Annotated in this window: 11 protein-coding genes and 1 riboswitch; of the genes, 10 read left to right on the forward strand and 1 reads right to left on the reverse strand. The window is 55.1% G+C overall.

What is annotated here, in order from left to right:
- Positions 1-9: 9 nt before the first annotated feature.
- The 3 genes from ABRZ26_RS13415 (at position 10) to ABRZ26_RS13425 (ending at position 3,012) form a co-directional block, all read left to right on the forward strand.
- Positions 10-840, forward strand: coding sequence for a PTS system mannose/fructose/sorbose family transporter subunit IID (locus tag ABRZ26_RS13415; RefSeq protein WP_319604774.1), 831 nt, complete (start codon positions 10-12; stop codon positions 838-840).
- Positions 841-864: 24 nt separating this feature from the next.
- Entirely contained in the window at positions 865-2,118 is a 1,254-nt protein-coding gene (locus ABRZ26_RS13420; RefSeq protein ID WP_319604641.1) for a zinc-binding dehydrogenase, read from the forward strand.
- Between the two features lie 63 nt (positions 2,119-2,181).
- On the forward strand, positions 2,182-3,012 hold the full coding sequence (locus ABRZ26_RS13425) for a shikimate 5-dehydrogenase (protein WP_319604642.1): 831 nt from the start codon (positions 2,182-2,184) through the stop codon (positions 3,010-3,012).
- Between the two features lie 200 nt (positions 3,013-3,212).
- Here the strand turns inward: ABRZ26_RS13425 and sgrT are convergent, their stop codons facing one another.
- On the reverse strand, positions 3,213-3,377 hold the full coding sequence (gene sgrT / locus ABRZ26_RS13430; RefSeq protein WP_319604643.1) for a glucose uptake inhibitor SgrT: 165 nt from the start codon (positions 3,375-3,377) through the stop codon (positions 3,213-3,215).
- Positions 3,378-3,467: 90 nt separating this feature from the next.
- Between sgrT and sgrR the strand changes: the two genes are divergently transcribed.
- From sgrR to ilvB, 7 genes are all read left to right on the forward strand, one after another.
- Complete coding sequence (gene sgrR, locus ABRZ26_RS13435; RefSeq protein WP_319604644.1) at positions 3,468-5,126, forward strand: HTH-type transcriptional regulator SgrR; 1,659 nt, start codon at positions 3,468-3,470, stop codon at positions 5,124-5,126.
- Positions 5,127-5,167: 41 nt separating this feature from the next.
- Positions 5,168-5,286: riboswitch (TPP riboswitch) on the forward strand.
- 94 nt (positions 5,287-5,380) lie between these two features.
- Positions 5,381-6,367 (forward strand): thiamine ABC transporter substrate binding subunit, encoded by a 987-nt coding sequence (gene thiB / locus ABRZ26_RS13440; RefSeq protein ID WP_319604775.1) that lies wholly within the window; start codon positions 5,381-5,383, stop codon positions 6,365-6,367.
- Entirely contained in the window at positions 6,343-7,953 is a 1,611-nt protein-coding gene (thiP, locus tag ABRZ26_RS13445; RefSeq protein ID WP_319604645.1) for a thiamine/thiamine pyrophosphate ABC transporter permease ThiP, read from the forward strand. Before thiB ends, thiP begins: the two co-directional genes overlap by 25 nt.
- Positions 7,937-8,584: a thiamine ABC transporter ATP-binding protein ThiQ gene (gene thiQ / locus ABRZ26_RS13450; RefSeq protein ID WP_319604646.1), complete on the forward strand. Its 648-nt coding sequence runs from the start codon at positions 7,937-7,939 to the stop codon at positions 8,582-8,584. The genes thiP and thiQ overlap by 17 nt, the downstream gene beginning before the upstream one ends.
- Before the next feature lie 823 nt (positions 8,585-9,407).
- Positions 9,408-12,092, forward strand: a complete 2,685-nt coding sequence (gene adhE, locus ABRZ26_RS13455; RefSeq protein ID WP_319604647.1) for a bifunctional acetaldehyde-CoA/alcohol dehydrogenase — start codon at positions 9,408-9,410, stop codon at positions 12,090-12,092.
- A gap of 266 nt (positions 12,093-12,358) precedes the next feature.
- Positions 12,359-12,460 (forward strand): ilvB operon leader peptide IvbL, encoded by a 102-nt coding sequence (ivbL, locus tag ABRZ26_RS13460; protein WP_319604648.1) that lies wholly within the window; start codon positions 12,359-12,361, stop codon positions 12,458-12,460.
- 115 nt (positions 12,461-12,575) lie between these two features.
- A complete protein-coding gene (ilvB, locus tag ABRZ26_RS13465) occupies positions 12,576-14,240 on the forward strand; it encodes an acetolactate synthase large subunit (protein ID WP_319604649.1) in 1,665 nt (554 codons plus the stop codon).
- Position 14,241: the final 1 nt, after the last annotated feature.

A 14,241-nucleotide genomic window follows, 5' to 3' on the forward strand; every position in this document is an offset into this window, starting at 1 on the left:
AGAACGATGATGGAAAATTCACCAAAACGCTTAACCCGCGCCGATCTATTCAAAATGTTCCTCAGATCGAACCTGCAACAGGCGTCGTTTAACTACGAACGCATTCACGGTCTGGGTTTTTGTTACGACATGATCCCGGCCATCAAACGTCTGTATCCGTTAAAAGAGGATCAGATCGCGGCGATGAAACGCCATCTGGTGTTTTTCAACACCACGCCTGCGGTGGTCGGCCCGGTACTGGGCGTAACGGCCGCGATGGAAGAGTCGCGCGCCAACGGCGCCGACATTGATGAGGGCGCAATCAATAGCCTGAAGGTCGGCCTGATGGGGCCGCTGGCCGGGGTCGGCGATCCGCTGGTGTGGGGTACGCTACGGCCAATCACCGCCGCGCTGGGCGCTTCGTTGGCGCTCGGCGGCAACGTCATGGGGCCGATACTGTTCTTCCTGATCTTCAATCTGGTGCGGCTGGCGTTGAAATGGTTTGGTCTGCAATACGGTTTTAGCAAAGGGGTAGATATCGTCAAGGACATGGCGGGCAACCTGCTGCAAAAACTGACGGAAGGCGCTTCAATCCTCGGCCTGTTCATTATGGGCGTATTGGTCACCAAGTGGACCACCATCAACGTGCCGCTGGTGGTATCCGAAACGCCCGACCCACAAGGCCAACCGGTCGTGATGACGGTACAGAACATCCTCGACCAACTGTGTCCCGGCTTGTTGGCGCTAGGGCTGACGCTACTGATGATGCGCTTGCTGAAACGCAAGATAAACCCGATCTGGCTGATTTTCTCGCTGTTTGGGCTTGGCATTTTCGGCTACTGGCTCGGCATTCTTTCTTAATCTTTCACCTTCGATGATGAGGACATGATGAAAACGACCGCACTGCGCCTGTATGGTAAAAACGACCTGCGTCTGGAGCAATTTGAATTACCGGAAATGGCTGACGACGAAATTTTAGCGACCGTCGTCACCGACAGTATTTGCCTCTCTTCCTGGAAAGAGGCCAATCAGGGGGCTAACCATAAAAAGGTGCCGGATAACGTGGCGGAAAACCCGATTATCATCGGCCATGAATTCTGCGGCGATATCCTGCGCGTCGGTAAAAAATGGCAGCACAAATTCAAGCCCGGCAGCCGCTATGTTATCCAGGCCAATCTGCAACTACCGGATCGCCCGGACTGTCCGGGCTATTCCTTTCCCTATATCGGCGGAGAAGCGACACACGTACTGATCCCCAATGAGGTGATGGCGCAGGATTGCCTGCTGGCTTATCAAGGCGACAGCTACTTCGAAGGCTCTCTGGTTGAACCGCTGTCATGCGTCATTGGCGCATTCAACGCCAATTATCACCTGACCGCCGGCGGCTATGATCACACGATGGGCATCAAACCGGGAGGCAATCTACTGATTCTGGGCGGCACCGGACCAATGGGGCTGCTGGCGATCGACTATGCGCTGCACGGCCCAATCCAGCCACGGCGTCTGGTAGTAACCGATCGCCATGAAGAAAAGGTCCGTTATGCCGAACATCTGTATCCCGCCGATAATAATACGCAGGTGAACTACATCAATGTGAAAACCTTAGCGGATCAACGCGGTTATCTGCTTGGTTTGACCGAGGGCGCTGGCTATGACGACATCTTTGTCTTCGTGCCGTCTGAGGAATTGGTCGCCCTCGCCTCTTCGCTGCTGGCCCCCGACGGCTGTATGAATTTCTTCGCCGGCCCACAGGACAAATCATTCAGCGCGCCCATTAACTTTTACGATATGCACTATGCATTTACCCATTATGTCGGCACGTCCGGCGGCAATACCGCAGACATGCGCGCCGCGGTGAAACTCATTGAGGGTAAAAAGATCGATGTCAGCAAAGTGGTTTCTCATATACTGGGTCTGAATGCTGCGGCGGAAACCACGCTGAATCTTCCACAAATTATTGGCGGAAAAAAGTTGGTCTATACCGGGAAATCCCTTCCGCTGCTTAGCCTGAGGACGTTAGCTCAGGCACAGCAGGAAACGGAATTTACCCGGCAATTGCAGGTGTTGCTGCGCGAAAATGACGGTCTGTGGTCGAAAGCCGCGGAAGATTTTGTGCTCAATCAGGCGCCAGCCATCTGAATCCGCCGCTATTGGGCGTAGGCTGAAAGGCATAGATGCCTGTCAATGTACTGAGGAATCCCCATGAGTCGTGAAATTAACAAAGATACTCAACTGTGCATGTCATTGTCGGGGCGTCCCGGCAATTTCGGCACCCGGTTCCATAACTATCTGTATCAGGAACTGGGCCTGAATTTTATCTACAAGGCCTTTACCACAAAAGATATACAGGCGGCGGTGGGCGGCGTGCGGGCATTGGGAATCCGTGGTTGCGCCGTGTCCATGCCGTTCAAAGAGCGCTGTATCCCTTTTTTAGACCAGTTGGATACTTCCGCCAAAGCGATTGAATCGGTAAACACCATCGTCAATGACGATGGTTTCCTTCGCGCCTACAACACCGACTATATCGCCATCGCAAAACTCTTGGATCAACACCAGGTGCCGCCAGCGACAACCTTTGCTCTACGCGGCAGCGGCGGCATGGCAAAGGCGGTCACCGCGGCGCTACGCGATGCGGGATTCAAAAACGGATACATCATTGCCCGTAATGAAGCCACAGGCAAAGCGCTGGCGACACAATATGGCTATACCTGGCAACCCGAAGTGGGCGTTTTACCGGTGGAGATGATAATCAACGTGACGCCTATCGGTATGGCGGGGGGAGAGGAATCCGAACAGTTGCCGTTTGAACCCGCCATCATCGATGCCGCGAAAATCGTATTCGACGTGGTGGCTTTGCCGGCGGAAACCCCCTTGATCCGTTATGCGCGGCAAAAAGGCAAGCAGGTGATTACCGGGGCGGAAGTGATCGCGCTACAGGCGCTGGAACAGTTTGTGCTGTACACCGGCATACGTCCAACCGACGAGCAGCTCGCCCGGGCCGCCGCCTACGCGCGCGGGGAAGCCGTCGAGTAGGCGGCGGGACGGCTGTCGATTCCGCCATAATTTCAGCGCGTTGCTTAATGACAGCAACGCGTTGGATGCGTATGTATTGCCGCTGACCGCGCTTTATTGAACAAGCATAAAAAAAACCAGCGGAAGATCCGCTGGCTGGTGAAATGCACCATTACTCAGAATTATTCTTTAACCATCACTTACCGCTCGGCGACTTACCCTTAAATCCAGTGCCGATAGGCATCTTCCGGCATTTCCTCGATTTGCCACTGCGTCGCCTGCTGCAATAACGCCAGCCGCTGTTGAGCCGATATCCCGCTTAACCATTTAGATTTGCCCGCAGCAAGATAGGCTTGATAGAACCGATACAATGACGAAACTTTCATAATCCACCTCCCCGCTTTCATTGCATAAAAGTATCAACGTAATATAAGGAAAGATAAATTGATGACTTTAGCGCGGGGAGTTCCTCTTTTATGTCTTCATCTCGTCTGCAACAACAGTTCATTCGCCTGTGGCAGCGCTATCAAGGGCAAACCACCGAAACGACGCTGCAAGAGCTGGCAGGAGTATTAAGCTGTTCCCGCCGCCATATCCGCTCGCTGCTCGGGGCGATGCAAAAACAGGGATGGCTTATCTGGCAGGCGGAAGCCGGACGGAGCAAGCGTTCGCGGCTTACCTTCATCTATACCGGGCTGGCGCTGCAACAGCAGCGGGCTGAAGACCTGCTGGAACAGGACCGCATCGATCAACTCGTGCAACTGGTGGGCGATAAAGCGACCGTACGACAGATGCTGCTTTCGCACCTTGGCCGCAGTTTTCGTCAGGGCAAACACATTCTGCGTATTCTTTATTATCGTCCGCTGCGTAATCTGCTGCCGGGATCGGCCCTGCGTCGCTCGGAAATGCACATTGTCCGTCAGATATTCAGCGGACTGACCAACATAAATGAGGAAAACGGGGAACTAAAACCTGATTTAGCCCATCACTGGCAAATGTTGTCGCCGTTGCACTGGCGCTTTTATCTGCGCCCTTCCATTCGTTTCCACCATGGTCGGGAACTCGCGATGACGGACGTCATTACCTCGCTCACCCGGCTCGCCGAGTCCCCGCTGTTTGCACATATCGACAAGGTGACCTCCCCCATGCCGTTTGTGATCGATGTCCGACTGACCAGTTCCGACGACTGGTTGCCGTGGTTGCTTGGCAGCGTGTCGGCGATGATTTTGCCGGAAGAGTGGCGCACCCTGCCTGATTTCGCCCAAAATCCTGTCGGCACGGGTCCGTACGCAGTCACGCGAAATAATGATAATCAATTGAAAATAAAAGCATTTGATGACTATTTCGGTTATCGGGCGCTGATTGATGAAGTCAATATCTGGGTGATTCCCGACGCGACCGAGATGTACCCCTACTCCCTGCATCTGGAATCAGATGATTCGTCCCATAATCAGTTGGAAAGCCGCATGGAGGAAGGTTGTTATTTCCTGCTGTTCGACAGGCGTTCGGCGCAGGCCGGCCAATTGGCCGTGCGCCGCTGGCTGTGTCAGATATTCAATCCCATAGCCCTGCTGCGTTATGCGGATCTTTCGCACCAGCGAGACTGGTCGCCGGCTTATGGTCTGCTGCCGCGCTGGCATCACCGGAACCATATCGAACCCCAGGATAAACCCGACGATCTGAAGCGGATTACCCTGACAATCTACCGGGAACATCCTGAATACAAGGTGATCGGCGGCCTCATGAAAAAGGTGCTGGCGGAACAGGGCGTTCAACTCGATTTACAGACGGTCGGTTACCAAGAATGGTACCGCGGCGAAGCGGAAAGCGACATCTGGCTAAGCAGCAACAACTGTTATCTACCGCTGGAGTTCTCGCTGTTCGCCCTGTTTTACGAACAACCGCTGATACAACATTGCCTTAATGAAAATCTGTTGCAGGATGCCGCCCTGTGGCGCAACAAGGCGCTGCCCATGGCCGAATGGAGTGAAAAACTGGTCAGCGACAGCGAGTTGCATCCGTTGTTTCACAACTGGCTGCAACTTGAGGGGCAACGCAGTATGCGCGGCATCCGCATGAATACCTTAGGCTGGTTCGACTTCAAATCCGCCTGGTTCGCGCCGCCGGAAAACTAGGCTTCTTGCTTTCACAACTATCTATAAGTCTTTACAATAGAGCGTTCTCAGCGGGGTGCGGAAAACGTTTAACGCCTGTGCGACTCGTTTTTCGCTGAGAAAATACCCGTCGAACCTGATCCGGTTAATACCGGCGAAGGGATTTGAGAGTGCTCATCGCTGACTCAAAGACCTTTGCCACCCTATGACGACAGGAGTGCAAAGTGTTAAATATCGCATTACGCAAACAATCGCGGTTCCCGCGTTCAACGTCAATATTGAAAAAAATCCTGCCCTGCCTGTTGCTGGTGTCGGCTTCCTCGTTCGCCAAGCCGGCGCTGACGGTTTATACCTATGATTCTTTCGCCTCGGAGTGGGGACCCGGACCGGTCATTAAAACCGCCTTTGAAAAAGAGTGCGAATGCGAGCTGAATTTTGTCGCGCTCGCCGATGGCGCCGCACTGCTGAACCGCCTGCGCATGGAAGGGAAAAACAGCAAGGCGGATATCATTCTGGGGCTGGATAACAACCTGTTGCAGGCGGCGGAACAGACCGGGTTATTCACCAAACATAACCTGGATACCCAGGCCGTCGTTGATGTCCCCGGCGGCTGGGACAATGCGACGTTTATCCCTTACGACTACGGCTACTTCGCCTTCGTCTACAATAAAGACCGGTTGAAAAATCCGCCCAAAAGCCTGCATGAACTGGTCGACGGCCCTGAACCCTGGAAAGTGATTTATCAGGATCCGCGCACCAGCACGCCGGGATTGGGCCTGCTGCTATGGATGCAGAACGTGTACGGCGAGCAGGCGCCGCAGGCATGGCAAAAGCTGGCTAAAAAAACGGTCACCGTGACCAAAGGCTGGAGCGAAGCCTATGGGTTGTTCCTGAAAGGCGAAGCCGATCTGGTGCTCAGCTATACCACTTCTCCGGCATACCACATCATTGAAGAGAAGAAAGACAATTACGCGGCGGCGGATTTCAGCGAAGGGCATTATCTGCAAATTGAAATCGCCGGACAGCTTGCCGCCAGCAAGAATCCGGCGCTGGCGAAACGCTTTATGCAGTTCATCCTGACCCCCGCCTTCCAGCAGGCGATCCCCACCACGAACTGGATGTATCCGGCGATCAAAACCGATCTGCCGGCCGGGTTCGCCAATATCGCCATTCCCGCCAAAGCGTTGCAATACAGCACGCAACAGGTGGCAGAACAGCGCAATAACTGGATCCAGGAATGGCAGCGCGCGGTCAGCCGCTGAGTGCCGGCAGTCTGTGGCCGGGAGGACTGGCCGCAGCCCTGCTCATTACGGTGGCGACGCTGGCTTTCGGCGCCTTATGGCTACAGGCGCCGGAAAGCCAGTGGCAAACCCTCTGGCATGACAGCTATTTGTGGCATGTCGTCCGCTTCACTTTCTGGCAGGCGTTGTTATCTGCCCTGCTCTCCACCGTCCCGGCGATTTTTCTGGCCAGAGCGCTTTATCGCCGGCGCTTTCCCGGCCATCGTCTGCTCTTACGCCTGTGCGCCATGACGCTGGTGCTGCCGGTGCTGGTGGCGGTTTTCGGCCTGCTGAGCGTATATGGTCGTCAGGGATGGCTGGCGCATCTACTGGAGATCGTTGGCCTGCCGTACCCTTTTTCCCCTTATGGACTACAGGGCATTCTACTGGCGCATATTTTCTTTAACCTGCCGCTGGCGACCCGTCTGCTGCTGCAATCGCTGGAGGGCATCGCCACCGAGCAGCGTCAACTGGCCGCCCAGTTGGGCATGAACGGCTGGCAGCACTTTCGCATCGTCGAATGGCCCTCGCTGCGCCGGCAGATCCTGCCGGTGTCCTCACTCATTTTTATGCTCTGCTTCGCCAGTTTCGCCACCGTGTTATCCCTGGGCGGAGGCCCGAGGGCGACCACCATCGAGTTAGCGATTTATCAGGCGCTGAGCTTTGACTATGATCCGTCGCGCGCCGCGCTGCTGGCGCTGATTCAGATGACGTGCTGTCTGGGGTTGGTGCTGCTGAGTCAGCGTCTGGGGAGGGTTCTGCCGGTTGGCGGCACGCAGCAACTGGCGTGGCGCAACCCGCAGGATAGTCTGTTCAGCCGGGTATGCGATAGCCTGCTGATCGGCGCGGCGTTACTCCTGATCGTACCGCCGCTGCTGGCCGTGGTGGTCGACGGGGTGAATCCTTCCCTGTTCGCGGTATTGCAACAGCCCGCGCTGTGGCAAACCTTATTCACCTCGCTGCGTATCGCGCTGGCGGCAGGCGTCATTTGCGTCATCCTGACGATGATGCTGCTGTGGAGCAGCCGGGAGCTTAAGCTGCGTCAGCGACAGTTTTATGGTCAGTTGATGAACCTGAGCGGCATGCTGATCCTCGCCATGCCCGGTATCGTGCTGGCGACCGGTTTTTTCCTGTTGCTGAACAATACCATCGGGTTGCCGACGTCGCCTTATGGGTTGGTGGTGATGACCAACGCGCTGATGGCCATTCCTTATGCGCTCAAAGTGCTGGAAAACCCCATGCTGGACGTCGCCGAACGCTATAACCGACTCTGTCTGTCGCTGGATCTTCGCGGGTGGCAACGGTTAAAAATCATTGAGTTACGAGCGCTGAAACAGCCGCTGGTTCAGGCGCTGGCGTTTGCCAGCGTGCTGTCTATCGGCGATTTTGGCGTCATCGCCCTGTTCGGCAATGAACAGTTCCGCACCTTGCCTTTTTATCTTTATCAGCAGATTGGCGCCTATCGCAGCGTTGACGGCGCCGTCACCGCATTGCTACTGATGTTGCTCTGCTTTACGCTGTTCACCCTCATTGAAAAACTGGCGGATCGCGATGATCTTTCTCGATAAACTGACCTATCTCTATCAAGACTTTCCCATGCGCTTTGACTTAAACGTTCAGGCTGGGGAACGTATCGCGATACTTGGCCCCAGCGGCGCCGGGAAAAGCACCTTGCTGAATCTGATCGCCGGTTTTTTGATCGCCGACAGCGGCGAGTTACGCCTGAATGGGCAAGATCACCGCCATACGCCGCCGTCGAAACGACCGGTCTCCATCCTGTTCCAGGAAAACAATCTCTTTCCCCACCTGACGCTGGAAAAAAATATCGCGCTGGGACTGCACCCCGGCCTGCGGCTTAATGCCGGACAGCGTGAAACGCTGCAAGAGATTGCCCAACAGGTCGGACTCACCGAACTCCTCAACCGTCTGCCGTCGCAAGTGTCCGGCGGCCAACGCCAGCGCGCCGCGCTGGCGCGCTGTCTTGTACGCCGCCAACCAATTTTGCTGCTGGATGAACCCTTTTCCGCGCTCGATCCCGCACTACGGCAGGAAATGCTGCAACTGCTGGAGAAAATCTGCGATGAACGTCAACTGACGCTGCTGATGGTGTCGCACAACCTGGACGATGCCAACTATATCGCCAGCCGGGCAATAACCGTGAATAACGGCTGCATTAGCGACAGTCGCCTGACAAATTAACCCGTTTATTATTTATTTCCGGCATAACTATTCTCAGCATTCACGCTAAAGCATGGCGCTCAGGAATGTATAACGGGAATATTTTGTGACATGGCGCGTCACAGCTCGCGCCATACTGTGATCTATCCGGTTATTCTGGGAAAAAAATTGAATTGATGCGTGAAACAAGACAGAAAATAAAATAAGCTACTAAATAATCAATATTGGTAACATAAATATTACTTACGGCACTAATGAGAGCGCTGTCACAAATAATAGCAATGAAATATTATTTTTTGTTAAAAAACAAATATCTATTTGATTTTACTATTTATTTATAGGAGGAAATCAAAAGAAACATCGTGTCGCCCTTATATTACCGATCCTGTTTTCATTATTTTTTATTGCCTTAGGGGAAATTTAACCACATCGCATCAGTATTACTTACAACTTATTTTTTACATAAAAATTAATTTTAATTAACACAAAAACAACAATTACTTTGATAGAGATTGATAATAAAAGATCTGTTTTTCTCTGATGTCATGGCTATTCGCAATAGCAACATTGAAATAATAAGCCTGCTATTGTTAATTACCGCTCAAAATAAAGAGTCGTCAGTCAACAGCATCGCCAGCCATATCGTTGTTATCAATCTCAATCAAAGTCACCAATTTGATACGGAATATATTTCTCTCGGCATGCGTTTCCAAGCCTATGCCGTAGAGGTGGAAGCAAGAGCCCTGGCAAGAGTATGCGGTACGTTGTTATCAGCCTCATGGACTCTTGTCGCCTTATTCAGGGAAAGCCCCTGGCACGATATATTGCTAAATTGGAGACCACCATGGCCGTTACACAAATTGATGATCTTGATTCCTTGGTTGCCCGGGTGAAAAAGGCCCAACGCATTTATGCCGATTACACGCAGGAACAGGTGGATAACATCTTCCACGCCGCCGCGCTCGCCGCCGCCGCCGCACGCATTCCGCTGGCGAAAATGGCGGTTGAGGAATCGGGTATGGGCGTCGTGGAAGACAAAGTGACCAAAAACCACTTCGCCTCCGAATACATCTACAACGCTTACAAAAACGAGAAGACCTGCGGCATTCTGTCGGAAGACGACGCCTACGGCACCATTACCATCGCCGCCCCCGTCGGTCTGATCTGCGGCATCGTCCCCACCACCAACCCAACCTCCACCGCGATTTTCAAAGCGCTGATCAGCCTGAAAACGCGTAACGGCATCATTTTTTCGCCGCACCCGCGCGCGAAAAACGCCACCAACAAAGCGGTGGAGATCGTCCTACAGGCCGCGGTCGCCGCCGGCGCCCCGGCGGACATCATCGGCTGGGTTGCCGAACCCACCATCGAGCTGACCAACCAGTTGATGCACCATCCGGACATCAACCTGGTTCTCGCCACCGGCGGACCGGGCATGGTGAAGGCGGCCTACAGCTCCGGGAAACCCGCTCTGGGCGTCGGCCCCGGCAACACGCCGGTGGTGGTGGATGAAAGCGCCGACGTCAAACGCTTCGTGGCCTCCATTCTGATGTCGAAAACCTTCGATAACGGCATGATCTGTTCATCCGAGCAGTCCGCCATCGTCGTCAAAAGCATTTATGACGAAGTTCGTGAGAATTTCATCGCTCAAGGCGGCTATATTCTGCAAGGGCAAGAGCTGGCCGCCGTGGGGAATATCCTGAGGAAAAACGGCGGGTTGAATGCCGCCATCGTCGGCCAGTCAGCGGTGAAAATCGCCGAGATGGCCGGCATCAGCGTCCCGCCGGATACCAAGGTGCTGATCGGCGAAGTATCCAAGGCTGACGAATCCGAGCCCTTCGCCCACGAAAAACTGTCCCCCACGCTGGCGCTGTATCAGGCGCAAAATTTCGGCGAAGCGGTCGATATCGCCGAAAAACTGCTCAATATGGAGGGCATCGGCCACACCAGCTGTCTGTATACCGATCAGGATAATAATTCCCATCGCGTGCTCTATTTCGGCGAAAGAATGAAAACCTCCCGCGTACTGATCAACTCGCCGACCTCCTACGGCGGTATCGGCGATCTGTACAACTTCAAGCTGGTGCCTTCTCTGACACTGGGCTGCGGCTCCTGGGGCGGCAACTCCGTATCGGAAAACGTGGGGCCGAAGCACCTTCTCAATATAAAAACCGTAGCCAAGCGAGCGGAAAATATGTTGTGGCATAAACTTCCCAAATCCATCTATTTCCGGCGCGGATCGCTTCCCGTCGCACTGGCCGAAGTGGTGCGCGATGGCGCGAAACGCGTATTTATCGTCACCGACCGCTTCCTGTTCAACAACGGCTATGCCGATCAGGTGATCTCGCGTCTGAAAAAACACGGCGTCGCCACCGAAGTCTTCTTCGAAGTGGAAGCCGACCCGACGCTGAGCATCGTGCGTAAGGGGACGGAGCAGGTAAACGCCTTCAATCCGGACGTGATCATCGCGCTGGGCGGCGGCTCGCCGATGGATGCGGCCAAACTGATGTGGGTGATGTATGAGCACCCGGAAACCCGCTTCGAGGATCTGGCGCTGCGCTTTATGGATATCCGCAAGCGTATCCACACGTTCCCGAAAATGGGCGTCAAAGCGCGGATGATCTGCATTCCCACCACCTCCGGCACCGGTTCCGAAGTCACGCCGTTCGCGGTCGTGACCGATGATGTCGCCGGGATAAAATATCCGCTGGCGGACTATGCCTTGACGCCGGATATGGCGATTGTGGATGCCGATCTGGTGATGAGTATGCCGAAATCGCTGTGCGCATTCGGCGGTCTGGATGCCGTCACCCATGCAACGGAAGCCTATGTGTCGGTGCTGGCCAATGAATTCAGCGACGGGCAAGCCTTGCAGGCGCTGAAACTGCTGCACGGCAATCTGGTCACCAGTTATCAGCAAGGCGCGAAAAACCCGGTGGCGCGCGAGCGAGTGCATAATGCGGCGACTATCGCCGGCATCGCCTTCGCCAATGCCTTCCTGGGCGTGTGCCACTCCATGGCGCATAAGCTGGGCTCGGAATTCCATATTCCGCACGGGTTGGCCAACGCCATGCTGATTTGCAACGTCATTCGCTATAACGCGACCGATAAGCCGACCAAACAGGCGACCTTCAGCCAATACGGTTATCCGCAGGCTCGCAAACGCTATGCGGAAATCGCCGATTATCTTGCCCTCAGCGCGCCCGGCGACGATGTAGGTCAGAAAATTGACAAACTGTTGGCCTGGCTGGAAGAAACCAAAGCGGCGCTGGATGTGCCGGCCAGCATTCGCGACTTCGGCGTGCAGGAAGCGGATTTCCTGGCCAAAGTGGATAAACTGTCCGAGGATGCGTTCGACGACCAGTGTACCGGCGCCAACCCGCGCTATCCGTTAATCTCCGAACTGAAGCAGATCCTGTTGGATACCTACTACGGTCGCGCCTACGGCGATATCGCCGCCAGTGCGGCTAAACAGGCTGATGAGTCCAAGTCCACGACCAATGGCAAAAAGGGGAAAGCGAAAAACTGATGATTAACGTCTGCAATTAACCGCTATGGGCTTATGTGGAATCGCGCATAAGCCCATAGCTAACGCATTCCCTCGCAGCCCATTGCCTTTTCTCTTACTCAGTATTTAGGCGTCATGCCTCATCCCAGCGCGTTTTTTCATTCTCACGCGACGGTCAGCAAGTGTGATCCAGCATAAATTTTCACTTTTTATCCCCTATGGGGGTTGTGTCTTTTTCACAAGTCATGTTTATATAAAGCGGTTATCAAATAATTAACCGGATCCCCATGAGACACCCATCCTCCACTTCAGCACTACTAAGCACCGCGCATGTCGACGCGGTCGTCGTCGTGCGCGTGGTCGTGGTGGTCGTCGGCAGCGCGCCGTAACGGGTCCGAATCAAAGCAAAGATTCCCAAACCCCGCCGGCGCAAGCCGAGCGGGGTTTCTTGTTTCTACCCTCCCCGCTCCGCTACCCGCACCGGCTCTGATGAAGGATATGATCATGCGTTATACAGGAGCTCAGTTGATCGTTCGGCTGATTGAACGGCAGGGCATCACGACAGTGGCGGGTATTCCCGGCGGCGCCGCCCTGCCGCTTTATGATGCCCTCGGCCAGAGTAAAACCATTCGTCATGTGCTGGCCCGACATGAACAGGGCGCCGGCTTTATGGCGCAAGGGATGGCGCGAACCAGCGGACGCGCCGCGGTGTGTCTGGCGTCCAGCGGGCCAGGCGCCACCAACCTGCTGACCGCCATCGCCGACGCCAAACTCGACTCGATCCCGCTGGTCTGCATCACCGGACAGGTCTCTTCCTGCATGATCGGCACCGATGCCTTTCAGGAAGTGGATACCTACGGTATTTCCATCCCGGTGACCAAACATAACTATCTGGTACGGGATATCAGAGATTTACCGCGCGTCATTCCTGAAGCCTTTCGTATTGCCGAGTCAGGCCGCCCCGGCCCGGTATGGATTGATATTCCCAAAGACGTGCAAACCGCAGAAATCGAGCTGGCTGAACTTCCGGCGATCGCTCAGCACACCGCGCCGCCGACTATCGACACAGGGAAAATCGAACAAGCCGCGGCAATGATTAACGCAGCGCAGCGTCCGGTGCTCTACCTGGGCGGCGGCATCATCAATGCATCGGCGCATGAGCAGGCGATCCGGTTAGCGGAGCGCGCCGGCTTGCCCACCACCATGACGCTGATGGCGCTCGGCGCCATGCCGGCCGATCATCCGCTGTCGCTGGGCATGTTGGGCATGCACGCGGCGCGATCAACCAATCTGATCTTACAGCAGGCGGATTTGTTGATTGTGCTGGGCGCCCGCTTTGATGACCGGGCGATTGGCAAGGCCGAACAGTTCTGCCCGCAGGCCAGTATTATCCACATTGATATCGATCCGGCCGAACTGGGTAAAATCCGGCAACCGCACGTCGCGCTGAATGCGGATGTCGCACAGGCGCTGGATCAATTACTGCCGTTGATCGCGCCCCGACAGCGCACAGGCTGGCGTGATGCGGTCTGCGCGTTACAGCGCGAGTTTCCTTTCAGCATGCCGGACGCAGACAACCCGTTGAGCCATTACGGTCTGATACGGGCTACCGCGCAGGCGTTGACCGATGACGCGGTGATCGCCACCGACGTCGGCCAGCATCAGATGTGGGTCGCGCAATCCTATCCGTTGCGCCGGCCGCGCCAATGGCTGACCTCCGGCGGGCTGGGAACCATGGGCTTCGGCTTGCCCGCCGCCATTGGCGCCGCGCTGGCCGAACCGGAACGCACCGTGGTTTGCTTTTCCGGCGACGGCAGCCTGATGATGAATATTCAGGAAATGGCGACCGCCGCGGAAGCCGGGCTGAACGTTAAAATCATTCTGATGAACAACCAGTCTCTTGGTCTGGTGCATCAACAACAAGAGCTGTTCTTCCAGCAGCGCATCTTTGCGGCCGATTATCCCTACCGCACCAACTTTCTGGCCATCGCCGCCGGTTTCGGTTTTGCCGCCTGCGATCTGAATGCCGCGGAAGATCCGCGCGCCGCGCTGTCTGAAGCGTTGAATCGCCCCGGTCCCGCGTTGATCCATGTACTCATCGATGCGAATGAAAAAGTTTATCCGATGGTGCCGCCGGGCGCCGCCAATATCGATATGATTGGAGACTAAT

The sequence above is a fragment of the Brenneria sp. L4-2C genome (assembly GCF_040240335.1).
Classification (GTDB): domain Bacteria; phylum Pseudomonadota; class Gammaproteobacteria; order Enterobacterales; family Enterobacteriaceae; genus Brenneria.

Bases quoted from the DNA above. Each gene is read 5' to 3' on its own strand.
- sgrR (WP_319604644.1), top strand. From the start codon at position 3,468: ATGTCTTCATCTCGTCTGCAACAACAGTTCATTCGCCTGTGGCAGCGC.
- ABRZ26_RS13415 (WP_319604774.1), top strand. From the start codon at position 10: ATGGAAAATTCACCAAAACGCTTAACCCGCGCCGATCTATTCAAAATG.
- adhE (WP_319604647.1), top strand. From the start codon at position 9,408: ATGGCCGTTACACAAATTGATGATCTTGATTCCTTGGTTGCCCGGGTG.
- sgrT (WP_319604643.1), bottom strand. From the start codon at position 3,377: ATGAAAGTTTCGTCATTGTATCGGTTCTATCAAGCCTATCTTGCTGCG.
- ilvB (WP_319604649.1), top strand. From the start codon at position 12,576: ATGCGTTATACAGGAGCTCAGTTGATCGTTCGGCTGATTGAACGGCAG.
- ivbL (WP_319604648.1), top strand. From the start codon at position 12,359: ATGAGACACCCATCCTCCACTTCAGCACTACTAAGCACCGCGCATGTC.
- ABRZ26_RS13425 (WP_319604642.1), top strand. From the start codon at position 2,182: ATGAGTCGTGAAATTAACAAAGATACTCAACTGTGCATGTCATTGTCG.
- thiP (WP_319604645.1), top strand. From the start codon at position 6,343: ATGGCAGCGCGCGGTCAGCCGCTGAGTGCCGGCAGTCTGTGGCCGGGA.
- ABRZ26_RS13420 (WP_319604641.1), top strand. From the start codon at position 865: ATGATGAAAACGACCGCACTGCGCCTGTATGGTAAAAACGACCTGCGT.
- thiQ (WP_319604646.1), top strand. From the start codon at position 7,937: ATGATCTTTCTCGATAAACTGACCTATCTCTATCAAGACTTTCCCATG.